Below are 23,705 nucleotides of genomic sequence, written 5' to 3' on the forward strand. Positions count from 1 at the left end.
CTGTTGGGGCGTGGGCGAGATGTGCGGGGTGCACGCGGTTCGCAACGAGGGGGCGGAGTGGTGGCTGCGATGAGGTGCGGTGGGAGGGGTTGAGCGGGCAGGGGTGAGGGGCCGGTGGACGGCTCGCGGATGGTGCCGGGTGGGGCAGGTTGGTGGCGGGCGACTCGCGGGCGGAGCCGGGCGGAGACAGACGAGATCCGTCGAGGCAGGCGGAGGCAGACGGAGGCAGGCGGCTGACGAACGATGCCGGGTGGGGACAGACGAGATCGGGCGGGGCCGGGCGCGGTTCACTGGTGGCTCGCGGATGTTGCCGAGCGAGGCAGGTTGCCTGCGCGAAGCTCGTGGGCGGGGCTGGCGGGATCGGGCTTCGACGGGCAGCTCACGAGCGGCGCCAGGAGGAGCAGGCGAGGTTGGGCGGGCGCAGGCCGCCTACGGACGACGCCAGGCACGGACAGCGACATCGGACGAAGTCGGGCAGCTGACGGACGGTACCGAGCGGGGCCAGGCAGGATCCAGCGGGATCGGGCCGCCGACAGGCGACGCCAGGCACGGACAGTCACATCAGACGAAGTGGGGCAGCTGGCGGACGGTACCGAGCGGGGCCGGGCAGGATCCAGCGGAATCGGGCCGCCGACAGGCGAGGCCAGGCACGGACAGCGACATCGAGCGAAGTCGGGCAGCTGACCGACGACCCACGGCCGGCGCCGGGCGGGCGGACGTCGAGGTCCGGCAAGGTCGGGCAGGTTCAGGCCGCCGACGGCCGGCGCCGGGCACGGGCAGCAGCACCGGACGAAGCCGGGCAGCTGACGGCCCACCCACAGACGGCGCCGGACTGGGGGCCGGCGAGGTCCGGCGACGACAACGGCCCGTGTTCACGTTTTCGTGGACACGGGCCGTGGTTGATCCGGTGGGCGATACTGGGTTCGAACCAGTGACCTCTTCGGTGTGAACGAAGCGCTCTCCCACTGAGCTAATCGCCCGGACGCAGGGAGAACATTACCCCATGTCAGCGGGTGCGCCGGACACCTGTCTGCTCACTGATCCTTGATCTTCCAGGGCATTTCCAGCCCGAACTTCCATACGTAGATTCCGACAAGAACCGCGATGATCACCAGGCCGACCGTCGTCAGGATGATGTTGCGGCGCCGCACCTTGGGGTCGAGCGCGCGCTGTGCCGCCACCGTGACCTTGTGCTTCGTCCAGCGCAGCACCAGCTGGGCCCAGACGAACTCGGTCGCCCAGATCGCCATACCGCCGAAGATCACCAGCCAGCCCGGCCCGGGCAGCGGCAGCATGACGATGCCGGCCCCCACCACGGCGAGGCCCACCACGAACACACCGACCTGCCAGCTCATGTGCAGCATGCGGCGCGCTTTGACGAATTCCGGTGCTCGCGACCCCAGCTCCCGCTCACCCGCGGCCTCACCGGCCCCGGCCTCATCTGCTGCCACGGCGGCCTCGCCGGACTTGTCACTCCCCGTATTCATACGACCAAACCCTACCCGACGGAAACCGGTCACCGGAATGGTCGTAAGCGACGAACCAGACCTCGGCCGGAAGAGTTACGTAAAGACACGCAAAACACTCAGAGGGGTTTACAACGACACCGTAGGTGGCATGTCGATTTCGCCGACGTGCGAATCCCCGAGCGCACACTGAGCGAAAGGCCTTGGCGCTTATGAACACCACGGTCAGCTGCGAGCTGCACCTGCGCCTCGTTGTGTCGAGCGAGTCCTCACTGCCCGTTCCCGCAGGACTGCGGTATGACACGGCCGATCCCTACGCCGTGCACGCCACCTTCCACACCGGAGCCGAGGAAACCGTCGAGTGGGTGTTCGCCCGCGACCTGCTCGCGGAGGGCCTCCACCGGCCCACCGGCACCGGTGACGTCCGAGTCTGGCCGTCCCGGAGCCACGGTCAGGGCGTTGTCTGCATCGCCCTCAGCTCCCCGGAGGGCGAGGCCCTGCTCGAAGCACCCGCACGAGCCCTGGAGTCCTTCTTGAAGCGAACGGACGCCGCTGTGCCACCCGGCACGGAACACCGCCACTTCGACCTTGACCAGGAGCTGTCCCACATCCTGGCGGAGAGCTAGGACGAGGCCCCCACAGAGCCGCCCGGCGCCGTCCACTCGGGGAGACGGCTCGGGTCAGGACAACCTCATATGCCACACCTCCGCCGCCCCGCGGGTCCTCCACGGGGCGGCGGAGGTGCGTCCGGGCGCCTTTCAGCGGCGCCCGCTCCCCTCCTCCCCCAAGGCCCGGGCCCCCTCCGTCGCTGTGAGCCACTACCATCGGCCAGCATCGGCGGGCGGGTGCCCGCCGACCGCCCAGGCAGGTCAGGGAGAGCAACGTGCTGATCACCCACGACACCCGGTGCGCCCTCGACGCCGTGGTCGATCTGGTGAACACCGCGCCGGACGACGACACGGCGGACGGACTGCCCGATGTCGACGCGCTCGGAAAGTTTGTACGAAAGCACGACATAAGCGATATCGGTGCGCTCTCGGAGTTCGATCTCGCCGCCGTGCGCAGGATCCGCGGCCGGTTCGCCGGGATCTTCGCGGCCCAGGACGCCCGGACCGCCGCCACGCTCATCAACGAGCTGGTCGCCGCCGCCGGCACCACGCCCCGGCTCACCGACCACGACGGCTACGACTGGCATGTGCACTACTTCGCCCCCGGCGCGTCCATCGCCGACCATCTCGCGGCCGACTGCGGGATGGCCCTCGCCTTCTTCGTGGTCGCCGGCGAGCAGGAGCGGCTGCGGCGCTGCGAGGCCCCGGACTGCCGACACGCCTTCGTCGACGTCTCCCGCAACCGGTCCCGGCGCTACTGCGACAGCCGCACCTGCGGAAACCGGCTCCATGTCGCGGCCTACCGGGCGCGCCGGAAGGAGTCGGCGGGCTGACCGGGCGGGAGGGGACGGGGGGTAGGGGAAGAGCATGGGGTGGTGCTGACGCAGTCCCCGGCGGGTGGCGCCGGGGACTGGCGTGTACAGCTCACAGCAACAGCAGATCGTGCAACGAAGCCATGAGCAGCAGACACCCGATCACCGCAAGGAAGATCATCAGCGGTGGCTGGGAAAGGGCGAAGAGGCACCCGCGCGGCTCGTCCTTCGGCGGCACGGCCTCGCTCTGTGTTGTGTCCAGCATCTCGTCGCGATGATGACGCAGCCGAGACCCTCGACGCGATCAACACACCCGGAATGTGCGGTAGTTCGCCGAATTCCGTAATGTCCGCAGCGAGTCATGATCGCTTCCGAGCGACCTCCGTCGCCTCCCGGCCGATTGTGTCGTTTCAGTCAGCACACCCGGCTCGGTCGGTACGCCCGGTGCGCCCGGCACGCCCTCGCTCCAGCGCCACGCCCGCCGCCGCGCCGCTTCAAACGCCCCTGCCCCGCCTCTTCATATGCCGTGCTTCTTCAGGATCGCCTCGATGTCGCTGAAGTCGTCCCCGGCGCCGCCGCCGCGCGGCTTGGCCGTGGGCTGGGCGGCCGGGCGGGAGGCCTTGCCGCGTCCCTGCCCCAGGGAGGGCGCCGAGGCCGCCGGAGCCACCGCCTGGCGCTGCGCCGCCTGTATTTCCGCCCGCTCCTTACGGCCGCCGCCCCTGCGGCGCTCCACCGCGCGTGTGGCCGTGAAGAGCAGCCAGGCGCCGCCGAGCACGCCGAAGCCGGCCCAGGCGGTGGGACTGAAGGCGGTGTCGGCCAGCCAGCCGACCACCCCGGTCATCACCAGGCCGACGGGAACCAGCGAATACGCGGCGATACGGGCAGCCGCGAGAAACCGCTTGCGGTACGCCGTGACCACCGCGATGCCCAGGCCGGCCGCGGAGACGGCGGAACAGACTGTCTCGGCAATCATCCGGTCCTCCAGGCAGGGTTCGGTCGCACGGTTGCGCGGTTCGGTCGCACACGTGCGCTTCGTCCCTTCCATCCTGCACCGCCCTGACCCCCGGATGCCATGCCTCGGCCCGACATCAGGGACATCTCCGGGTCGGCTCCTCCGCAGGTCCAGGTCCCCTCGTACGACGGTCGTGGTCGCGGCTGGGAAACTGGTGCCCATGAGTGACTCCTCCCCCGTGTCCGCCGGTGCCTCCGTCCCGGTCCCCGTCCCCGTACTGGAGGTCTGGTGCGAGCTGCAGTGTCCGGACTGCCGCAGTGCCCTGGACGACGTACACGCCCTGCGGGCCCGCTACGGCGACCGGCTGGAGGTGCGGCTGCGGCACTTCCCGCTGGAGCGGCACAAGCACGCCTTCGCCGCCGCGCAGGCCGCCGAGGAGGCGGTGGAGCAGGGGCGGGGGTGGCCGTACGTCGAGGCGGTGCTCGGGCGGGTCGAGGAGCTGGACCGTAGGGGTGAACCCTTCCTGGTCGAGGTGGCCGGTGAACTCGGTCTCGACGCCGAGGAGTTCGACACCGCGCTGATCGACGGCCGGCACATCCTGATCGTCGACGCCGACCAGGCCGAGGGCAAGGCCATCGGCGTGACGGGCACGCCGACGTATGTCATCGACGGTGAGCGGCTCGACGGCGGCAAGAGCCAGGAGGGGCTGCGGGAGCGGATCGAGGAGATCGTGGACCGGCTGCTGCTGCCGGCCGGTGGCCAGGAGGCCTGAGACCCGTCACACGTCCGACTGCCCCCTCCCCGGCACGCGGGGGAGGACGGGTCTACAGCAGGTCCTTGTACATGTGGTGGGTCACCGTCTCGTATCCCAGCGACTCGTAGAGCCGTTCCGCCGGGGTGTTGCCCGCGAAGACGTTCAGGGAGATCTCCGGGTGGCCCGCCGCGATCGACTGGGCCTCCGCCAGGAGCATCAGGGTGCGGCCGTGGCCTCTGCCCCGGTGCTCCGCGTCGGCCTCGACCTTGTAGACGAAGGCGCGGCCGTCGCGGGAGCCCATCCACAGGGTGCCGACCCGCGTGCCCTCGTGTTCCAGGACGCTGAGGGTCACGCCCTCGCTGGCCACACCCCGCGACAGCATCCGCTCATGATCCCGCTTCGCCTTGGCGTGCGCCTCCGCCGCCGGCACTCCCCGCGCGATCCAGCTCTCCGCGTAGTCCAGCCTGCCCGCCGCGTCCCACACCACGAACTCGGCCTCCGTCATGGGCCGGCCACGGCTCCCGGCGGGCAGTTCGGGCGCGGTGGTGCCGAGGGCCTTGTCCATACGGCGGTTGCGCAGCACGTAGCCGAGCGCGGTCGCGAGCCGCAGCGCCGCCGGTACGTCGGCCGGGACGGACACCTCGATACGCCGGCAGCCCCAGCCTCGTACCACCTCCTCGGCCGCGAGCGCGGCCACCGTGCCCCGGCCGCGCCGACGGTCGGGCTCGTCGATCCGCAGATCCAGGATCTTGGCCACCGAGTCCCCGAAGACGGGGTCGGTGCCGAGGTGTACCGCGCCGACGGGACGGCTGTTCACGCACACCTGGTATCGACGCGAACGCGATCCGTCGGCCTCGCGCTGGAGCGGCTCGGTCGGCCGCAGAGTGGTGGTCATCAGGCTTTTTCTACCCGCTCGCGACGCCTGCGTCAGCCTGTTTTAGCCAGGCGTTCTTCGATCTTGCGCCTCGCTCAGGGGTCCAGGTCGTCAGCCGCGTGTTCGTCGAACACCCGCATCGCCTTGGCGGTCACCGGGCCCGGTGCGCCCGGGAGTTGGCGGTCGTCGACACGCGACACGGCCTGTACGTCCCTCAGCGTGGATGTCAGGAAGATCTCGTCGGCGTGCTGCAGGACGTCCAGCGGCAGGTCGGTCTCCCGGGCGCCCGTCCACTCGACGACGAGCGCGCGCGTGACGCCCGCGAGGCAGCCGGAGGCGAGCGGCGGGGTGTGGATCTCGCCGTCCAGGACCACGAAGACGTTCGACCCTGTCCCCTCGCACAGTTGGCCGACGGTGTTGCCGAACAGGGCCTCGGACGCGCCCTGTTCGCGTGCCCTGGCGAGGGCGACGACGTTCTCGGCGTACGAGGTGGTCTTGAGGCCGGTGACGGCGCCGCGTTCGTTGCGTGTCCAGGGGACCGTGATCACGGCGGTCGTGTCGGGGCGGCGGCCGGACTCGCCGAGGGCGACGACCAGGGTCGGGCCGTGCTCGCCCCGGTCGGAGCCCAGGGGGCCGTGGCCGCCGGTGTACGTGATGCGCAGGCGGCCGAGCGGCATCGGGTTGGCATCGAGTACGGCCGTACAGGCGCGGCGGACCTCGTCGAGGTCGGGGTCGGGCAGGCCGAGGCCGCGGGCCGAGCGGGTCAGGCGGTCCAGGTGGCGGGTGAGGGCGAAGGGGCGGCCGTGGACCGCCTTCACGGTCTCGAAGATGCCGTCGCCCACGGTGAGTCCGTGGTCGAACACGGAGACGCGGGCGGTCCCGATGTCCTGCAGTCCGCCGTCGAGCCAGAGCTTCACGTCAACGTTCCCTCTCCACTGGACCCATACGTCCCCGACGCTATCGCGAGCAGCCGGGACGCCTTCAGTTCGGTCTCGCGCCACTCCGCCTCGGGGTCCGAACCCCAGGTGATGCCCGCGCCGGTGCCGAAGCGCAGCATGCCCGCGGCCCGGTCGATCCAGAACGTGCGGATGCCGACGGCCAGTTCGCCCGTGCCCCGGTCCGCGTCGACCCAGCCGACGCCGCCGCAGTACGGGCCCCGGGGGGCCGTCTCCAGGGCGTCGATGATCCGCAGGGCGCTCGACTTGGGGGCGCCGGTGACCGAGCCGGGCGGGAAGGCCGCCGCCAGCAGCTCCGGCCAGCCGGTCTGCGGGCGCAGCTCGCCCCGTACCGTCGAGACGAGGTGGACCAGGCCCGGGTGCTTCTCGACGACGCACAGTTCGGGGACGGTCACCGAACCGGTGGCGCAGACGCGCCCGATGTCGTTGCGGACCAGGTCCACGATCATCACGTTCTCGGCGTAGTCCTTCTCCAGGAGGTCCGCCTCGGTGTGTCCGGTGCCCTTGATCGGGCCCGATTCGACGGTACGGCCGACGCGGCGGAGGAAGAGTTCGGGGGACGCGGTGGCGATCTCGACGCCGTGGCCGGGCAGGCGGATCGTTCCTGCGTACGGTGCGGGGTTGCCGTGGGCGAGAAGTGCGGTGAGGGCGTCGACGTCGGCGTCCGGGGCGACGGGGGCGGACAGTACGCGGCAGAGGTTCGCCTGGTAGACCTCGCCGGCGGCGATGTGCTCGCGGATGCGGCGTACGCCCTCGGTGTACGCGGTGCGGTCGAGGGACGACGTCCAGTCACCGGCGGCCGGGCCGCGCCACTCCCCCGGTCCCGAGGCCGGTGCGGGGACCGCCTCCTCTCGTACGTCCTGGAAGCGGGCGCAGGTCAGGCGGCCCTCGTAGTCCGCGGACACGGCCCAGAAACCGGTGGAGTCGAGGGCCTCGGGATCGCCGGTGACGTCGAGGAGACCGGTGGCGACGAGGCCGCCGAAGCGGGCGAGCGGAGCGAGATCGGACACACCGCCGAGTCTATGGCGGGTGTCCTGCGGGTGCCCTGACCATGTCTTCGAGCAGGCACAGCGCAGCACGCTGCACAAACGCGTTTTTGTGCTGGCCCCGGAATCCGCTAGAGTTCAACTCGTCGCCGGGACGCGAGAGCGCACCGAAACGACACGCGGACGTAGCTCAGTTGGTAGAGCGCAACCTTGCCAAGGTTGAGGTCGCCAGTTCGAACCTGGTCGTCCGCTCGCAGGAAGAGGGGGATCTTCCCGAACCCCCGCACTCCTGGTGGAGTGGCCGAGAGGCGAGGCAACGGCCTGCAAAGCCGTCTACACGGGTTCAAATCCCGTCTCCACCTCCAAGGACGATTAGCTCAGCGGGAGAGCGCTTCCCTGACACGGAAGAGGTCACTGGTTCAATCCCAGTATCGTCCACTGGTCCGCAAGGACCTTGATCCGCAAGGGTCTTCGCGCGATTAGCTCAGCGGGAGAGCGCTTCCCTGACACGGAAGAGGTCACTGGTTCAATCCCAGTATCGCGCACGCAGTGCATGCGGTGAGTTTCACGCAGTGAGTAGTGAATAAGGACGATTAGCTCAGCGGGAGAGCGCTTCCCTGACACGGAAGAGGTCACTGGTTCAATCCCAGTATCGTCCACATACCGGAAGCCCCCGGCCGTCTTGATACGGTCGGGGGCTTCTTCGTGGTTCCGGTCAGCTGGAGAACAGCATGTGGCCGAAGCTCTTGTGGCGCTTGCCGCCGTAGTGGCCGCCATGGCCGCCACCGTGGTGGCCGCCGTGCGGGGCGCCCCAGGCGGGGGCGGGCGGGGCGGGGTAGGCCTGCGGGGCCTGGGGCGGGGCGGCGGGGCCCGACCACTGGGACTCCACGCGGGTCAGCGCCTCCAGCTCGCCGTAGTCGAGGAAGATCCCCCGGCAGCCGCTGCACTGCTCGATCTGGACTCCGTTGCGGTTGTACGTGTGCATCGGGGCGTGGCACTTCGGACACTGCATGCTCGGCTCAACTCCTGCCGGTCGGTGCTGCTTCGTGGTTCTGCTTCGTGGTTCTGCTTGATCTTCATTCGCTTCTCGCCAGGACAGACTCTGTCCGGCTCCGTGCGGTTGCACCCTACTTCGCGTATTCGTGCGCCAACTCGGGCGGTACGGAACCCATTCGGGCACACGCGTCGACAACAGCCTGCTGTACGTCGTCCAGTGGGCGGTCCGCCGCTGTCGCCTTGACGATCGCCAGGGCCGCCGTCTGCACGGTGAGGGCGCGGGCGGCGACGTCCAGAGCGGGCCAGGGGTCGCCGTCGGGGGGTACGGCCGGGCCGCCCGCCGTGCGGTAGGCGGTGAGGAAGCGGGTCCATTCGTCGGGCGGGAGGAGTCCGCAGGCGTACCAGGCGGCCGGGCGGGCCAGGTCCCAGGTGGGGGTGCCGATGCCGAGGTCGTCCACGTCGATCAGCAGCCAGGGGCCGTCGGGGGCGGGGTGGCGTACGAGCTGGCCCAGGTGGAGGTCGCCGTGGCAGAGGGTTGTTGTTGTGGGGTGGGTGTGGGTGTGGGTGGCGGTGGCGGTGGCGGTGGCGGTGTGAGTGTGGGTGTGGCCTGGGAGGGGGTGCACGCCGGGGGCTTCCCGCATCGGGGCCTCGGCCCGGGCCCAGGGCGGCAGGGTCGCCCAGGCCGCGAGGACGGGGGTTGTGGCCGGCTGTGGGGTGGTGGCCCGGAGGCGGGTGATGGCCTGCGCCGCCTTGGCCGGGCCTCGCATGGGCGGTAGTCCGGGTGGGGCGGGGGTGCGGTGGAGGCGGGCGAGGAGGGTGGCCGCGTCCTCCCAGGGGGCCGCGTCCGGATCCTCCGGGTCCACCGGGGTGCCGTACGGCCAGAACGTGACGAGCCTGCCGTGGAGGTCCGTGGGCGTGGGGGTGAGCGGGGGCAGGAGTATGCCGGGGAGGTGGGTGGCTGTGGTGAGGCGGGCGGTCAGTTCGGCGGGGGTGGTGTCGGGGGCGTGGGCCTTCGCGACGGTGTCGGCGTGGCGGACGACTGTGGCGTCGGGGCGGTCGGTGAGGGTTTCCGCTCCGCAGGGGCAGGGGGTTGGGGTGGTGGTGCGGGTGTGGGTGTGGGCCTTGGCCCTCGCTCGGGCGGTGAGGGCGGAGAGCAAGGGGGTGGCTGTCACGGGGCTCCCTGGGCGGTGCGGGTGTGGGGGTGAGGGTACGGGGCCGGGGGTGGTGGGGTGAGGTCGGGTGTTTTCGCCCCCGCCGCCCCTACCCGTTCCCATCCCCAGGGGCTCCGCCCCTTCGACCCCGCCAGGGGCGCTGCCCCTGGACCCCCGGCGGGGACTGCGTCCCCTGCACCCCGCCCGGGGCTTCGCCCCTGGCCCCCATCGGCCTCAACGGCCTCAACGGCCTCGTCCTCAAACGCCGGACGGGCTGGAGGGCAAAGCAATGCCCGCGCAGCTCCCCAGCTGCGCGGGCATTTTTTGCCGTCCGCCGCACCCCCGTCCCCACGGGGTTTCATGGGTGGATGTCCCCGCCCGGACCGCTCTTCCGGGCCTGGGGTCGCCGCTCAGCGCCCCAGCATCACTCCCACGGACGACGCTTGTGTGACCACTGCTTCCCAGCCGCCGAAGACGACCACGAGCAGGGCTGCCAGGGGGAGGACCATCGCCGTCGCCACCAGTGGGTGACGCTGGCCCTGTCGGCGCGGGCGGAACGCTGCGGCGTATGCCTTGCGTCCCTGGGTGCGGAGCGCCGTCCGCGATGCCGTGTGGGCCATGGTCCCTCTCCTGACCGTTCTCTTGTTGGTTGGCAGCGGCGGGTGTCTGACCTCGGGGGACGAGTGCTGCACCCGCCGCTTGACCTCAAATCTAGGCTGCCGACGACGACCGGTCGTCATGCCCTCGTACCGAATGACGGGCCTCCCGGAGGATGACCCGTGACCTGCGGAGTACTCCCCTGGGTGGAGACGGGGTCCTAGGTCTCAGGGTCTTCCCGGAGGGGGTGCCCGGTGTGTCCCTACTGTTCCGGGCTGTCGTCCCTCGGCACCGGCTGTTCGACCAGGGCCAGGACCCGGGTCGCCATGAAGCGGGCCGTGCGCACCACCGAGCCGTTCCGGGTGACTTCGCTCACTTCCACCACTCCCCTGCGCACCGCCGTCTCCACCCTGCGGCCCGCCCTGCTGGCCACCACCTCATATGTACGAGTTGTGTCCCCGGCATCCACGACTATCTCCACGCGGTCACCCTTCACGGGTCCAATCCCCCTTCTGTGACGGGTGGTTGGGATCACACGCGCCGTCAAGCCGCCCTGTTCGCGCGCTCCCTGACCACCTCTCAAGTCTCCCACCCGGCACTGACAATCCATCGGGACGAGAGGGCGCGGCCTCTGCGCGCACCCGGCCGGGGAAACGTAAGCTGTCGCTCGTCAAACGGACCGGGCAGCGGGGATGAACATGGCGATGATGCGCCTGAGGCGCGAGGACCCGCGCGTCGTCGGCTCGTTCAGGCTTCACAGACGGCTCGGCGCGGGCGGGATGGGCGTCGTCTACCTGGGTTCCGACAAGCGGGGGCAGCGGGTTGCCCTGAAGGTGATCCGGCCCGATCTTGCCGAGGATCAGGAGTTCCGGTCCCGGTTCGCGCGTGAAGTGTCCGCCGCGCGGCGGATTCGGGGCGGGTGTACGGCACGGCTCGTCGCCGCCGATCTTGATGCCGATCGGCCCTGGTTCGCCACTCAGTACGTGCCCGGGCCCTCGCTGCACGACAAGGTCGTCGACGAGGGACCGCTCACCGCCGCCGACGTCGCCTCCATCGGTGCCGCCCTCTCCGAGGGGCTCGTCGCCGTGCACGAGGCCGGGGTCGTGCACCGGGATCTCAAGCCGTCCAACATCCTGTTGTCCCCCAAGGGGCCCCGGATCATCGACTTCGGTATCGCCTGGGCGACCGGGGCGTCCACACTCACCCATGTCGGTACCGCGGTCGGGTCGCCCGGTTTCCTCGCTCCCGAACAGGTGCGCGGGGCCGCTGTCACTCCGGCCACCGACGTGTTCTCGCTCGGGGCGACTCTCGCGTACGCCTCGATGGCCGACTCGCCCTTCGGGCACGGCAGTTCCGAGGTCATGCTCTACCGGGTGGTCCATGAGGAGGCCCACCTCCAGGGTGTTCCTGACGCCCTGGCACCCCTCGTACGGGCCTGCCTCGCGAAGGATCCCGAAGAGCGGCCCAGCACGCTCCAACTGTCCTTGCGGCTCAAGGAGATCGCCGCGCGCGAGGCGCAGGGCATGGCCGACGTCCGGCCGCCCGCGCCCCGTTCCGCCGAGGCGGAGCGGCCCACCGGGCGGCTCACCGAGAGCTATCCGGATCAGCGGCCTCCGTATCACCATCAGACTCAGCCGCAGTCACACTCGCAATCCCAGTCGCAGGCTCCCTCGCAGCCTCAGCGGCGTCCGCAGGGGCCAGCCTCGGGAGCCCGTGGGGGTGTGCCGTCGCGGGGTGGGAGCGGTGTTCCTCGGGGGGACAGTCCCTCGCGAGGTGGCACCGGCTCACGTAGTGGTGGCCCCTCGTCCTCGTCCCGTTCCGGGGCCCGGCCTGTTCCCGGCTCCCGGAACGCGGGCCGGCCCGGGCCGCGCAGTGGTGCCGGGCGGCCGGCGCCGCGTGGTACGGGGACCGGGCGGCGGCCCGCCAATCCCCGACTGTTGCGGCAGCGGTTGTTCGTGTTCGTCGTCGTCACGCTGCTGGTTGCGCTGGGGATCGCTGCGGCTCAGGGGTGTCAGGGGCCCAGTCGTGGGCTCGGGGACGACAGTTGGCGTGGTGGCAACGGGCAGCAGCAGCAACAGGAGGAGCAGCAGGTGCAGCCTCGCCCTGCCGGGTAGGGGTATGGGTGGGTGGTTCTTTGGCTGCGGGGTCGTGGGGGCTTGTCGCGCAGTTCCCCGCGCCCCTTAAGGGCGCGTCCACCTCAAGGGTCGTCGGCTCAGGGTTGGGGGCGGCCCGTCGCCACCGCGTAGAAGGCCACCGCCGCTGCCGCGCCCACGTTGAGGGAGTCGACTCCGTGGGCCATCGGGATGCGGACCCATTCGTCGGCCGCCACCAGGGCCTGGGTGGAGAGGCCGTCGCCCTCCGCGCCCAGCATCAGGGCGACCCGGTCCATCTTGTGGGGGGCCGTCTCGTCCAGGGTTTTGGCCTTCTCGTCCGGGGTGAGGGCGAGGAGGGTGAAGCCCGCCTCGCGGACCGAGTCCAGGCTCTTGGGCCAGGTGTCCAGGCGGGCGTACGGGACCGAGAAGACCGCGCCCATCGAGACCTTGACGCTGCGTCGGTACAGGGGGTCCGCGCAGTCGGGAGACAGCAGGACCGCGTCCATGCCCAGAGCAGCCGCGCTGCGGAAGATCGCGCCGATGTTGGTGTGGTCGTTGACCGACTCCATGACCACCACCCGGCGTGCCGTTTGGAGGAGTTCGTCGGCCGTGGGGAGCGGCTTGCGCTGCATGGAGGCCAGGGCGCCCCTGTGCACGTGGTAGCCGGTGACGCGTTCCGCCAGTTCCGGGCTGACCGCGTAGACGGGGGCCGGGAGTTCGTCTATGACGTCGCGCATGACGTCGACCCACTTCGCGGACAGGAGCATCGAGCGCATCTCGTAACCGGCGTCCTTGGCCCGTCTGATGACCTTTTCGCCCTCGGCGATGAAAAGACCCTCCGCGGGCTCGCGCTTGCGGCGCAGTTCGACGTCGGTCAAGCCCGTGTAGTCGTGCAGGCGCGGGTCGTCGGGGTCCTCGACGGTGATGAGATCGGCCACAGGGGTGATACTGCCTTGTCCTGGGTGCGGTGCCAACGGCTGGGAACGGGTTGTGTTACCGGGGGTTACGTCAACTCCGCGGGGCCCACGTTCACCACCGCGCCGATCACGATCACCGCGGGCGGCTTCACGTCCTGCGTACGGACCGTCTCGGCGACCGTGGCCAGGGTCGCGTCGACCCGGCGCTGGGCCGCTGTCGTGCCCTCCTGGACCAGGGCGACCGGGGTGTCCGGGGACTTGCCGTGCGCGACCAGGGTCTCCGCGATCCGGCCGATCTTGTCGACGCCCATGAGGACGACGAGCGTGCCGGTCAGCTTCGCGAGGGACGGCCAGTCGACGAGGGAGCGTTCGTCGTCGGGGGCGACATGGCCGCTGACCACCGTGAACTCGTGCGCCACCCCTCGGTGCGTGACCGGGATACCGGCCGCGCTCGGTACCGAGATCGAGCTGGAGATGCCCGGGACGACCGTGCAGGCGATGCCCGCCTCGGCCAGCGCCTGGACCTCCTCCATGCCCCGGCCGTAGACGTAGGGGTCGCCGCCCTTCAGCCGTACGACCCTCTTGCCCAGCTTGGCGTGTTCGATCAGCGCGTTGTTGATGGCCTCCTGGGCCATGAAACGGCCGTACGGGATCTTCGCGGCGTCGATCACCTCGACGTGGGGCGGGAGTTCGGCGAGGAGGTCGCGCGGGCCCAGGCGGTCCGCGATGACCACGTCCGCCTCGGCGAGGAGGCGGCGGCCCCTGACCGTGATCAGGTCCGGGTCGCCGGGGCCGCCGCCGACCAGGGCGACTCCGGGGGCGCGGGTGCGGTGGTGGGGGGCGACGAGCGTGCCGTCGCGCAGGCCCTCGACGACCGCGTCGCGGATGGCGGCGGTGTGGCGGGGGTCGCGGCCCTTGGCGTCCGTGGTGAGCACCGCGACCGTGACGCCCTCGCTGTGGCCGGTCGCCGGGGTCCAGGCGGTCGCCTCGTCGGCGTCGTCGGAGCGGACGCACCAGATGCGGCGCCGTTCGGCCTCGGCGGAGGCCCGGGTGTTGGCCTGGGCGTCGCCGGTCGCGATCAGGACGTACCAGGCGTCCGTCAGGTCGCCGTCCTCGTAGTGGCGGCGCTCCCAGGTGAGTTCGCCCGCGTCCGCCATCGCCTCCACCGAGGGGGTGGCGGACGGCGATACGAGGAGGATGTCCGCGCCTGCCCTGATGAGGGCGGGGAGGCGGCGCTGGGCCACCTGGCCGGCGCCCAGGACGACCACTCGGCGGCCGGTGAGGCGGAGGCCTACGGGGTAGGCGGGGTGTTCGGCCATGGGGGTGCGGCTCCCTCTTGCGGGTCGTTCTGATCGGGGGCCTGGGGTTTTGGGGTGGGCCCTGACGTGCACATTTTACGGTGCGGGTGGGTGGGGGCTGGGGTGGGGTTTTCTCTTCCCCAAGCCCGCCCCTTCCCGGCTGTATCAATTGTGCGGCTCCGCCGCGGGGGGCTTCGCCCCCAGACCCCCTTGTGCGTGCCGGTTCGTGGGCGGCAGCCGGAAAGTGGGCCTACTTCTCCGTTACCCCTGCCGAGTCGAACGTCGCCACCTCGTGCATCGCCCTCGCCGTGCTCTGCACCAGCGGCAGGGCCAGCAGCGCGCCCGTGCCCTCGCCGAGGCGGAGGTCCAGGTCGACCAGGGGGCGCAGGCCCAGTTTGTTCAGGGCCGCCACGTGGCCCGGTTCCGCGCTGCGGTGGCCCGCGATGCAGGCGGCCAGGACCTCGGGGGCGATCGCGCGGGCCACCAGGGCGGCGGCGCCGGCGCTGACGCCGTCCAGGATCACCGGCGTACGCAGTGACGCGCCGCCGAGGAGCAGGCCGACCATGGCCGCGTGTTCGAAGCCGCCGATGGCCGCCAGGACGCCGATCGGGTCGGCCGGGTCGGGCTGGTGGAAGTCGATGGCGCGGCGGACGACCTCGGTCTTGCGGGCGAGGGTCTCGTCGTTGATGCCGGTGCCCCGGCCCGTGACCTCGGCGGGGTCCGTGTCCGTGAAGACGGAGATCAGGGCCGCCGACGCCGTGGTGTTGGCGATGCCCATCTCGCCCGTGAGCAGGGCCTTGTTGCCCGCCGCGACCAGATCGCGGGCCGTCTCGATGCCGACCTCGATGGCCGCCTTGGCCTCCTCGCGGGTCATCGCGGGGCCGGTCGTCATGTCGGACGTGCCCGCGCGGATCTTGCGGGGCAGCAGGCCGGGGGTGGCGGGCAGGTCCGAGGCCACGCCCACGTCGATGACGCAGACCTCGGCGCCGACCTGGTTCGCGAAGGCGTTGCAGACCGCGCCGCCGCCGAGGAAGTTGGCGACCATCTGGGCCGTCACCTCCTGCGGCCAGGGGGTGACGCCCTGGGCGTGTACGCCATGGTCACCCGCGAAGATCGCTACCGCGGCCGGCTCCGGGATCGGGGGCGGGCACATGCGGGACAGGCCCGACAGCTGCGCGGAGATGATCTCCAGCATGCCGAGCGCGCCCGCCGGTTTCGTCATGCGCTTCTGGCGTTCCCACGCCTCGCCGAGCGCCTTGGCGTCCAGCGGGCGGATGTTGGCGACGGTCTCGGAGAGCAGGTCGTGCGGCTCCTCGCCGGGCAGCGCGCGACGGCCGTACGTCTCCTCGTGCACGACCCACGACAGCGGGCGGCGCTTGGACCAGCCCGCCTGCGCCAGCTCGGGCTCCTCCGGGAACTCGTCCACGTAGCCGACGCAGAGGTACGCCACGACCTCCAGGTGTTCGGGGAGGCCCAGCGCGCGGACCATCTCGCGCTCGTCGAAGAAGCTGACCCAGCCGACACCGATGCCCTCGGCGCGAGCCGCGAGCCACAGGTTCTCGACCGCGAGCGCGGAGGAGTACGGGGCCATCTGCGGCTGCGTGTGACGGCCGAGCGTGTGCCTGCCGCCCCGGGTCGGGTCGGCGGTGACGACGATGTTCACCGGAGTGTCGAGGATGGCCTCGATCTTCAGTTCCTTGAACTGCTTCGCCCGGCCCTTGGGGAGCGACTTCGCGTACGCCTCGCGCTGCCGCGCCGCCAGTTCGTGCATCGTGGCGCGGGTCTCCGCCGAGCGGATCACGACGAAGTCCCAGGGCTGCGAGTGGCCGACGGAGGGCGCCGTGTGGGCCGCCTCCAGGATGCGCAGCAGGACGTCGTGCGGGATCGGGTCGCTGCGGAAGCCGTTGCGGATGTCGCGGCGTTCGCGCATCACCTTGAGCACGGCCTCGCGCTCGGCGTCGTCGTAGGCGGGAGCGGCCGGGCCCGTGGACTCGCGGGCCTCCTCCACCACGGCCGCGCCCTCCTCAGGCTCGGCCTGGTGCTCCAGTTCCTCCGGCTGCTCCTGGTCGGCGGCCCTGGTGTCCAGGTCCGCCGCCTGCTGCACGAACTCGATCTCCGCCTCCGCCTCTACGGCGTCGAGGTCGAGCGTCGGCGGCTCCGGCTCGGGGGCCGGTACCGGTGCGGGTTCGTTCTCCTGCGGGAGGACGAGCGCGTGCGGGGGTGTCGGGGCCAGGTGCGGGGCGGTGGGGACCGTGCCGTCCACCGCGACGAACTGGCCCACCTGCTCGACCGCCGACGGGGGCTGCTCGGCCGGCTCCTCCGGGAGGGCGAGGGCGGGCAGCGGTTCCGGTGCGGGGGGCGTCGGCTCGGTCGGAGTGGGGAGCTGGTCGCTCGCGACTGCCACCTCCTCGGGGGCGGTCAGGACGGCCACCTCCTCCTCCGGTACGGCTGCTGCCGCCTGCGCCTCCGCGACCTCGGTCACGAAAGGCTGCGGCTCGACCAAGAGGTGCTCCGCGTGCTCCAGCACAGGCTCCGGCGCCTCCGCCGGTACGGCCTCCTGCTGGAGTTCCTCCGGTACGGCGACCTCGGCCACCTGGGCCACACCGTCCGCCTGTTGGAACGCCGGGTCCACAGGGTGGACGACGGCCTGGGGCTCCTCCACCACGGCGGGCGGGGTCGCGAACTGCTCCACCGGGACGCCCTGGGCCTCGACGGGGACACCGGGGTCCACCGCCTGCGGCTCCTGCGGCTCGCCCTCGGGAACGAACTGCACCTCGGGCACTAGCTGCGCGTCCGGGACGACCTGCGTGTCCGGCACGCCCGATACCGGCTCCGCCTGCGGTACGACGATCAGCTCGGCGTCCTGGGCGTCATGAGCCTCCTGGGCCTCCGGCTGCGGTACGGCGCCCTCCGGCTCCTGCGGGGCCTGGAACACCTCGGGGGCGGCGGGGGGCGCCGGGAAGACCGCGTCGGGCTCGGGGGCCTCGGCGGCGGGGTGCGGTGTCGCCGGGTCCGGAAGCGGGGGGACCTCGAAGGCGTACGCGGCCTCGGCGGGCGGCACGGCGGGCTCGTAGGCCTCGGGGCCCTGGTCGGCGTACGCGCCCTCCGGTGTGTGGGCCGGGTGTACGGGCTCGGGCGGCTCGGGGGCGGTCTCCGGTACTCCGTACGCGGCCTCGGGAGCCGTCTCCTGGGCCGCCGGGGCGGCCTCCGGGGGCTCGGGGGCCGGGACCACCGGTGCCGGGGACTCCGCCAGGAGTGGAGCAACCGTTTCCGCAGGGTGCGCCTCCGTGCCGAGCAGGGGGGCGGGCGGGGCCTGTACCGCCGTATGAGCCTGGGTGTCGGCCTGGGTGCCCCAAGGGGACGCGCCCTGTGGGGCCGTGTCGGCGAGCAGGGGGGGTGCGTCGAGGTATTCCGGGCTGGAGGTCGGTGCGGGCGTGCCGAACTGGCGTCCGGGTGCGGGCATGCCTGCCGGGCCTCGGTCGGCGAGGGAGCGGACCGGGCTCGCGGAGGCGTCGGGGGTCGGCGGGCCGAGGTGCAGCGGGCGGCGGGGCGGGATCGGGGCCGTCGCCTGGGCGGTGGCGGTCTGGGTCGCGAGGCGGACGGCGCTCAGGTCGACGGAGCCGCTGTCGCGACCGCCGGTCTCGTGCGGGCCGGGCTCGTGCACGGCCTCGACAACGGGCGCCGGGGCGGGTGGGGCGACCTCGTTGCCCCACGCGCTCTGGGCGCCCGGGAGCAGCAGCAGGTCCTCGTCCTCGGCGGTGGTCTCGGAGAGGTAGGTGTACGCACCGTGCGCGGGAACGCCCGGCTGTTCCACCATGCCTGCGCTCTCCGGCAGTCCCTCGGCCGGGACCTGGCCGGTGTCGGTCATGCGAACCCCTCGCCCATCGGTTAGTGCTTCTAAGACCAGCTCACCCGGAACGGCGCACCGACCGCCCCGTAGTGAAGAACGAGCATGCGTGCCCAGCGGCACGAACGACCCGCCCCAGAAAGGCGACAAAGCCATTAACTGGCATTGTCGTCATCAACAGGCATTCTTGCGGTCGTTCCGCCGTAACGGCAGCTTGATCCGCCACGGCCCGCTGTGGACTGCGCCACGTTGCGCGCCCTACCGGCTCCGCCGTACCACACTCACCCCAAAACGGGCGCGCTTTCCGGACATTGGGCTACGAAGTGCCGGTCGGCCGAGTGCGGTGCAACGGTCGGCCAGCCTACCGCGCGCAGTACGACAACAGGATCACGGGACAACATTCGGGATCAGGGCGCGCGGTCGGGCAGGACTCCGCTGAGCAGGAACGCGACGCTCCGTTCCGTCTCCGTCCAGGCCCTGGTGTCCAGTTCCACGGACTGGAGGAGGGCGCACTCGACGACGTAGCCGTGTTCGGTCAGGTCGCGGCCGATGAGTTCGGCGGCGTCGCGGGTCGCCGCGTGCGTGACGATGCGCTCCGGGCGCCGGTCGGCGACGGCGGAGACCACGGCCGCTCCCCCGCCGCCGACGCGGACGACGTCGGGCTCGGGGAGGTTCTCCAGGATGTGCGGGGCGTTGCCGCGCACCACCTGGATCTGGTGCCCGAAGGCACGGGCGTTGGCCCCGGTGCGTTCGCAGGCCCGCGGGTCGCGGTCGACGGCGATGACGGCGGCGCCCGCGCGGGCCGCGTCGGTGGCGAAGGCTCCGCTGCCGCAGCCGATGTCCCACACGAGGTCGCCGACGCGCGGGCCCAGGCGGGCGAGTTGGGCCGAGCGGAGCGGTTCGAGTTCGCCCTCGCCCATGAGACCGCCGTAGGACTCGGCGGGCAGTGTCCAGCCGCGCGGACCGGCCGCCGGGTCGCGGCCCGCGATCCAGCCGCCGTCGCCGCTCGCGGCCTGGCCGCCGATGACGATGACGACGTTCGGGTTCCGCCAGGCGCGGTCGGCGGCCTTGTCGGAGGTGAGGACGGTGATCTGTTCGCGTTCGGTGCCGAGTTCCTCGCAGATGACGAAGGTGCGGTGCACCCCGTCGAGGAGCAGGCCGAGTTCGGCGGGTCCGGCACCGGGTGAGGTGAGGACGGCGACCTTGGTGTGGGCGCGGCAGACGTTGACCGCGCGGCGCAGGGTGCGGCGGTGGGCGACGACGACCTCGGCGTCGTCCCAGGGCATGCCCGCGCGGGCGAAGGCGGCGGCCACGGACGACACGGCGGGGACGACCTCGACCTCCAGGCCGAACTCGGGGTCGCGCAGGGTCCGTACGACGCCGAAGAAGCCGGGGTCGCCGTCGGCGAGGACGACGGCGGAGCCGCGGTGGCCGGTGATGCGGCGGGCGGCGAGGGCGACGCTGCCGAGGCGGATGCGTTCGGCGGCCGGGGGGATCTCGGGGAGCGCGAGATGGTGGGCCGCGCCGGCGACCAGTGTGGCGGCGCCGAGGGCGGAACGTGCCGTGGCGGTCAGGGGCGAGCCGTCCCAGCCGATCACCGTGACCCGGTCGGCCATCGTCGTCAGTCTCCAGAGGGTTGGCGCGCGTCTTCGGGGAACACGGGGCTCCGTGAGGGTACCTGGTACGCCCGGCGTGTCCGGCGGCGTGCCCCTTTGTTAAGTCTGTTCAGTTACCGTCAGTTCCAGTCAGTTCCAGTCGGTGTACGACGTGAAACCGCTGTTGTCGGCCAGTTCCTCGCCCGCTCCTTCGAGGTCCTCGGGCAGCAGGCTCCACACGATGAAGTCGGTGCGTACGTCGGTCCAGGTGCCGTCCTCGGTGCGGACGTGCGCTATGCAGGCGCCCCGCAGGACGCCCTCGCTGATGCAGCCGATCTTCTGCGCGACCTGCTGGGAGGCGGTGTTGTCGGCGGCCGTGCGCAGCTCGACGCGCTCGAACTTCTGGTCGCCGAGCACCCATTGGGAGGTGGCGAGCGCGGCCTCGGAGGCGTAGCCCTCGCCGCGTGCCCAGGGGGCGATGATGTACGACAGCTCGGTGGACCGGATGTGCCAGTCGGTTCTGGTGAGCTGGACGAGGCCGACCAGGCGTTGCGTGAGGAACTCGGTGACGGCGAAGTCGAGGCCGCGGCCCGAGGTGCGTTCGGCGGGGGCGTACTCGGTGACCCAGTTGTGGGCCGCGTCCTCGGTGAAGGGCTGCGGGACGTCGGTCCAGGCGGCGACCTGTTCGTCGTTCATCATCTCGGCCAGGGCGGGGATGTCGTCCTCGTCGAGTGGGCGGAGTACCAGCCGGTCCGTGCTGATGGAGATGTTGGGGAAGGTGCTCGTCATGCGCCGCTCCGTAGCCTTCGAACCTTCGAACCTGCAAACCTGCACGGCCTGTTGAACTGCCCAGCATGCAGCATGCGGCCCCGGAACCGCATCACGGGGTCCACTCCGGGTGAGGGAGCGGACCCCGTACGTGTCGGTAAGTACCGGCAGGGAACGGCCTCAGGGACCGTGGGGGGAGAATCAGAAGGACGCGATGACGGAGCCCTCGTACTTGTCCTCGATGAACTTCTTCACCTCGGGCGAGGTGAGCAGCTTCGCGAGCTTGGCGACCCGGGGATCGTCCTCGTTGCCCTCCTTGACCGCGAGGAAGTTGCCGTACGGGTTGTCCTTGGGGGCCTCCGAGACGAGGGCGTCCTTCGCGGGCGAGAGGTCGGCCTCCAGGGCGTAGTTGCCGTTGATCACCGCGGCGTCGACGTCGTCCAGGGCGCGCGGGGTCTGGGCCGCCTCCAGCTCCTTGAACTTGAGGTTCTTCGGGTTCTCGGTGATGTCGGCGGGGGTCGCCTCGTTGCCGACGCCGTCCTTGAGGGTGATGATCCCGTTGGCGTCGAGGAGCTTGAGGGCGCGGGCCTCGTTGACGCTGTCGTTCGGGACGGCGATCGTGGCGCCGCTCTTCAGGGCGTCGGCGCTCTTCACCTTGTTCGAGTAGAGGCCGAGCGGCTCCAGGTGGACCGTGACGACGGGCACGATGTGGGTGCCGTTCTTCTTGTTGAAGTCGTCGAGATACGGCTGGTTCTGGAAGTAGTTGGCGCCCACCGAGCCGTCCTCGGTCGCCGTGTTCGGCGTCACGTAGTCGGTGAACTCCTTGACCTCCAGGTCGAGGCCCGCCTTCTCCGCCAGGTTGTCCTTCACATAGGTGAGGATCTCGGCGTGCGGGGTGGGGCTCGCGGCGACGATCAGCGGGCCGCTGGTGTCGGAGGCGGCGTCCTTGTCCGAACCGCAGGCGGTGAGGCCCAGGGTGAGGGCTCCGGCGGCGAGGACGGCGGTGGTGAACTTTGTGGCGTTACGCACGAAAAGTGCCTTTCCATGTGGGTGTGGCTGTCCCCGTGATGGGTGGTACGGGGAAATCCGCGGGTGGGTGTGGGGGTGAAGGGAGGAGTGCGGACTGACCCTCAGGCGGCCTTGCCGAGCTTCGGGCCGGCCTTCAGGAGGCGGAGTCTGGGCGCCGCCCCGGAGCCGCCGCCGCGCCGGTGCAGCCTGCGGGCCGCGTAGTCGCCGGCGAACTGGATGACCGAGATGACGACCGCGAGAACGGCCACGGTGATCCACATCAGGCCGGTCTCGAAGCGCTGGTAGCCGTAGCGGATGGCGATGTCGCCGAGGCCGCCCGCGCCGACCGTGCCGGCCATCGCGGAGTAGCCGATGAGGGCGACGACGGTCGTGGTGGCCGACGAGATCAGCGAGGGCAGCGATTCGGGTACGAGGACCCGGCGCACGACGGTCCAGGTGTTGCCGCCCATGGCCTGCACGGCCTCGACGAGCCCGTGGTCCACTTCGCGGACGGCCGTCTCGACCAGGCGGGCGAAGAACGGGATGGCGCCGATGGCGAGCGGCACGATGGCGGCCTCACGGCCGATCGTCGTACCGGTGATGGTCCGGGTGAAGCTCATCAGCGCGACCATCAGGATGATGAACGGCATCGAGCGGGCGATGTTCACGACCTGGCCGATCACCTTGTTGGCCACGACGTTCTGGAGGAGTCCGCCGCGGTCGGTCAGGACCAGCAGGATGCCGAGCGGCAGCCCGCCGACGACGGCGATCAGCGTGGACCAGCCGACCATGTAGAGGGTGTCCCAACACGCCTGCTCCAGCAGGGGCTGCATTTCGGACCAGGTCACTTGGCACCGTCCTTGACCAGTTCGCGCTCACCGACGACATCGATCTGCAGTCCCTGTTCGCGCAGGAAGCCGATCGGTACGACGTTCTCCTCGTAGACGCCCGGGAGTTCGATGCGCATCCGGCCGACCTGCCTGCCCGCGACGGTGTCCATCGCGGCGCCCAGGATCGAGATGTCGATGTTGTAGGTGCGGGAGAGCTGCGAGATGACGGGCCGGGTGGCCGCGTCGCCCTGGAAGGTGACGTCGATGACCGTGCGGTCGTCCCCGGAGGCGTCGCCGCCGACCGGGAAGAGCGCGGCGGCCAGTTCGGAGCCGGGGGTCGCGAGCAGCTCGCTGACGGTGCCGGACTCGACGATCCGGCCGTTCTCCATGAGGGCGGCCGAGTCGCAGATGGACTTGACGACGTCCATCTCGTGCGTGATCAGCAGCACGGTGAGCCCCAGTTGGCGGTTCAGGTCGCGCAGGAGCTGCAGGATCGAGCGGGTGGTCTCCGGGTCGAGGGCGCTGGTGGCCTCGTCGGAGAGCAGCACCTTGGGGTCGCCCGCGAGGGCGCGCGCGATGCCGACGCGCTGCTTCTGGCCGCCGGAGAGCTGGGCCGGGTAGGCCTTGGCCTTGTCGGAGAGACCGACGAGGTCGAGCAGCTCAAGTGCCTTGCGGGACCGTTCCTTCCCCGACGTGCCGAGGATTTCGAGCGGCAGCTCGACGTTGTCCTGGACGGTGCGGGACGACAGCAGGTTGAAGTGCTGGAAGACCATGCCGATCCGGCTGCGCGCCCGGCGCAGTTCCCGGCCCGCCCGCGGTCCCCGCCCCGCCAGCGCGGTGAGGTCGTGGCCGTCGACGCTCACGGTGCCCGCGGTGGGGCGTTCCAGGAGGTTGACGCAGCGGATGAGCGAGGACTTGCCGGCGCCGGACTGGCCGATGACGCCGTACACCTCGCCTTCGCGGACGTGCAGGTCGACGCCGTCTAGGGCGGTGACTTCACGACCGCGTGAGCGGTAGACCTTCGTGAGGCCGGACGTGGTGATCACAGGGGTTTCCGTCACTGTCGAGTGCGCGGGCGTGGGTGTGCCCGGGACACGGGGAGAGGCTGTGCGCGGCTCGGGGCGTCGCGCACGTGCACTCGCGTGAACTCGGGGAGTCACACGGCTGCGGCGTGCGGACATGCCACGGCGGCTCGCT

General features: G+C 71.2%; 22 protein-coding genes and 6 tRNA genes. 9 read left to right on the forward strand and 19 right to left on the reverse strand.

Annotated features, from left to right (window positions below; genetic code table 11):
• Positions 1-908: 908 nt before the first annotated feature.
• Positions 909-980: transfer RNA gene (locus CW359_RS34635), tRNA-Val, on the reverse strand.
• Between the two features lie 54 nt (positions 981-1,034).
• Positions 1,035-1,487, reverse strand: coding sequence for a TIGR02611 family protein (locus CW359_RS34640; protein WP_105974185.1), 453 nt, complete (start codon positions 1,485-1,487; stop codon positions 1,035-1,037).
• 191 nt (positions 1,488-1,678) lie between these two features.
• On the opposite strand from CW359_RS34640, the gene CW359_RS34645 reads away from it, so the two are divergent.
• Positions 1,679-2,092, forward strand: coding sequence for an SsgA family sporulation/cell division regulator (locus tag CW359_RS34645; protein ID WP_004002642.1), 414 nt, complete (start codon positions 1,679-1,681; stop codon positions 2,090-2,092).
• Positions 2,093-2,349: 257 nt separating this feature from the next.
• Positions 2,350-2,907, forward strand: a complete 558-nt coding sequence (locus CW359_RS34650; RefSeq protein WP_105974186.1) for a CGNR zinc finger domain-containing protein — start codon at positions 2,350-2,352, stop codon at positions 2,905-2,907.
• Positions 2,908-2,998: 91 nt separating this feature from the next.
• Here the strand turns inward: CW359_RS34650 and CW359_RS46075 are convergent, their stop codons facing one another.
• Together CW359_RS46075 and CW359_RS34655 are read right to left on the reverse strand one after the other, a co-directional pair.
• Positions 2,999-3,151 (reverse strand): hypothetical protein, encoded by a 153-nt coding sequence (locus tag CW359_RS46075; RefSeq protein ID WP_006375961.1) that lies wholly within the window; start codon positions 3,149-3,151, stop codon positions 2,999-3,001.
• Between the two features lie 252 nt (positions 3,152-3,403).
• Positions 3,404-3,931 (reverse strand): hypothetical protein, encoded by a 528-nt coding sequence (locus CW359_RS34655; protein ID WP_105974187.1) that lies wholly within the window; start codon positions 3,929-3,931, stop codon positions 3,404-3,406.
• A gap of 127 nt (positions 3,932-4,058) precedes the next feature.
• Between CW359_RS34655 and CW359_RS34660 the strand changes: the two genes are divergently transcribed.
• Positions 4,059-4,610, forward strand: coding sequence for a DsbA family protein (locus CW359_RS34660; RefSeq protein WP_105974188.1), 552 nt, complete (start codon positions 4,059-4,061; stop codon positions 4,608-4,610).
• A gap of 52 nt (positions 4,611-4,662) precedes the next feature.
• Here CW359_RS34660 and CW359_RS34665 read toward each other — a convergent pair whose 3' ends face one another.
• The 3 genes from CW359_RS34665 to CW359_RS34675 all read right to left on the reverse strand — a co-directional run bounded on the left by CW359_RS34665 (position 4,663) and on the right by CW359_RS34675 (position 7,432).
• The gene (locus tag CW359_RS34665; RefSeq protein WP_105974189.1) at positions 4,663-5,487 is read right to left on the reverse strand and encodes a GNAT family N-acetyltransferase; all 825 of its coding nucleotides are present in this window, start codon (positions 5,485-5,487) and stop codon (positions 4,663-4,665) included.
• 74 nt (positions 5,488-5,561) lie between these two features.
• Positions 5,562-6,383, reverse strand: coding sequence for an aminotransferase class IV (locus tag CW359_RS34670; RefSeq protein WP_105974190.1), 822 nt, complete (start codon positions 6,381-6,383; stop codon positions 5,562-5,564).
• Positions 6,380-7,432 carry a chorismate-binding protein gene (locus tag CW359_RS34675; protein ID WP_105974191.1) on the reverse strand — a complete coding sequence of 351 codons (1,053 nt, stop codon included), beginning with the start codon at positions 7,430-7,432 and terminating at the stop codon, positions 6,380-6,382. The genes CW359_RS34670 and CW359_RS34675 overlap by 4 nt, the downstream gene beginning before the upstream one ends.
• A gap of 155 nt (positions 7,433-7,587) precedes the next feature.
• Here CW359_RS34675 and CW359_RS34680 point away from each other — a divergent pair.
• From CW359_RS34680 to CW359_RS34700, 5 genes are all read left to right on the forward strand, one after another.
• A tRNA-Gly gene (locus CW359_RS34680) sits at positions 7,588-7,660 on the forward strand.
• Between the two features lie 39 nt (positions 7,661-7,699).
• Positions 7,700-7,773: transfer RNA gene (locus tag CW359_RS34685), tRNA-Cys, on the forward strand.
• Between the two features lies 1 nt (position 7,774).
• Positions 7,775-7,846: transfer RNA gene (locus tag CW359_RS34690), tRNA-Val, on the forward strand.
• Between the two features lie 35 nt (positions 7,847-7,881).
• Positions 7,882-7,953 (forward strand) — tRNA-Val (locus CW359_RS34695).
• Between the two features lie 42 nt (positions 7,954-7,995).
• Positions 7,996-8,067, forward strand: a tRNA-Val gene (locus tag CW359_RS34700).
• 56 nt (positions 8,068-8,123) lie between these two features.
• On the opposite strand, the gene CW359_RS34705 is transcribed toward CW359_RS34700, so the two are convergent.
• The 4 genes from CW359_RS34705 to CW359_RS34725 all read right to left on the reverse strand — a co-directional run bounded on the left by CW359_RS34705 (position 8,124) and on the right by CW359_RS34725 (position 10,648).
• Positions 8,124-8,420, reverse strand: a complete 297-nt coding sequence (locus CW359_RS34705; RefSeq protein WP_105974192.1) for a TFIIB-type zinc ribbon-containing protein — start codon at positions 8,418-8,420, stop codon at positions 8,124-8,126.
• Between the two features lie 115 nt (positions 8,421-8,535).
• On the reverse strand, positions 8,536-9,576 hold the full coding sequence (locus CW359_RS34710) for a phosphotransferase (RefSeq protein WP_105974193.1): 1,041 nt from the start codon (positions 9,574-9,576) through the stop codon (positions 8,536-8,538).
• A 389-nt stretch (positions 9,577-9,965) separates the two neighbouring features.
• Positions 9,966-10,175 (reverse strand): hypothetical protein, encoded by a 210-nt coding sequence (locus tag CW359_RS34720; RefSeq protein WP_105974194.1) that lies wholly within the window; start codon positions 10,173-10,175, stop codon positions 9,966-9,968.
• A gap of 239 nt (positions 10,176-10,414) precedes the next feature.
• Positions 10,415-10,648, reverse strand: coding sequence for a hypothetical protein (locus CW359_RS34725; RefSeq protein ID WP_105974195.1), 234 nt, complete (start codon positions 10,646-10,648; stop codon positions 10,415-10,417).
• 196 nt (positions 10,649-10,844) lie between these two features.
• On the opposite strand from CW359_RS34725, the gene CW359_RS34730 reads away from it, so the two are divergent.
• Positions 10,845-12,266 (forward strand): serine/threonine-protein kinase, encoded by a 1,422-nt coding sequence (locus tag CW359_RS34730; protein ID WP_105974196.1) that lies wholly within the window; start codon positions 10,845-10,847, stop codon positions 12,264-12,266.
• 98 nt (positions 12,267-12,364) lie between these two features.
• Here the strand turns inward: CW359_RS34730 and CW359_RS34735 are convergent, their stop codons facing one another.
• The 8 genes from CW359_RS34735 to CW359_RS34770 all read right to left on the reverse strand — a co-directional run bounded on the left by CW359_RS34735 (position 12,365) and on the right by CW359_RS34770 (position 23,554).
• The gene (locus CW359_RS34735; protein ID WP_105974197.1) at positions 12,365-13,183 is read right to left on the reverse strand and encodes a TrmH family RNA methyltransferase; all 819 of its coding nucleotides are present in this window, start codon (positions 13,181-13,183) and stop codon (positions 12,365-12,367) included.
• A gap of 65 nt (positions 13,184-13,248) precedes the next feature.
• A complete protein-coding gene (cobA, locus tag CW359_RS34740; protein WP_105974198.1) occupies positions 13,249-14,481 on the reverse strand; it encodes a uroporphyrinogen-III C-methyltransferase in 1,233 nt (410 codons plus the stop codon).
• A gap of 229 nt (positions 14,482-14,710) precedes the next feature.
• A complete protein-coding gene (cobT, locus tag CW359_RS34745) occupies positions 14,711-18,328 on the reverse strand; it encodes a nicotinate-nucleotide--dimethylbenzimidazole phosphoribosyltransferase (protein WP_105974199.1) in 3,618 nt (1,205 codons plus the stop codon).
• 386 nt (positions 18,329-18,714) lie between these two features.
• Positions 18,715-19,923, reverse strand: coding sequence for a precorrin-6y C5,15-methyltransferase (decarboxylating) subunit CbiE (gene cbiE, locus CW359_RS34750; protein ID WP_105974200.1), 1,209 nt, complete (start codon positions 19,921-19,923; stop codon positions 18,715-18,717).
• A gap of 129 nt (positions 19,924-20,052) precedes the next feature.
• Positions 20,053-20,691, reverse strand: a complete 639-nt coding sequence (locus tag CW359_RS34755) for a GNAT family N-acetyltransferase (RefSeq protein WP_105974201.1) — start codon at positions 20,689-20,691, stop codon at positions 20,053-20,055.
• Positions 20,692-20,871: 180 nt separating this feature from the next.
• Positions 20,872-21,699, reverse strand: coding sequence for a MetQ/NlpA family ABC transporter substrate-binding protein (locus CW359_RS34760; RefSeq protein ID WP_105974202.1), 828 nt, complete (start codon positions 21,697-21,699; stop codon positions 20,872-20,874).
• A 101-nt stretch (positions 21,700-21,800) separates the two neighbouring features.
• Complete coding sequence (locus CW359_RS34765; RefSeq protein ID WP_105974203.1) at positions 21,801-22,526, reverse strand: methionine ABC transporter permease; 726 nt, start codon at positions 22,524-22,526, stop codon at positions 21,801-21,803.
• The gene (locus CW359_RS34770; protein ID WP_198655502.1) at positions 22,523-23,554 is read right to left on the reverse strand and encodes a methionine ABC transporter ATP-binding protein; all 1,032 of its coding nucleotides are present in this window, start codon (positions 23,552-23,554) and stop codon (positions 22,523-22,525) included. The genes CW359_RS34765 and CW359_RS34770 overlap by 4 nt, the downstream gene beginning before the upstream one ends.
• Positions 23,555-23,705: the final 151 nt, after the last annotated feature.

It is taken from the genome of Streptomyces geranii, assembly GCF_002954775.1.
Lineage (GTDB): Bacteria > Actinomycetota > Actinomycetes > Streptomycetales > Streptomycetaceae > Streptomyces > Streptomyces geranii.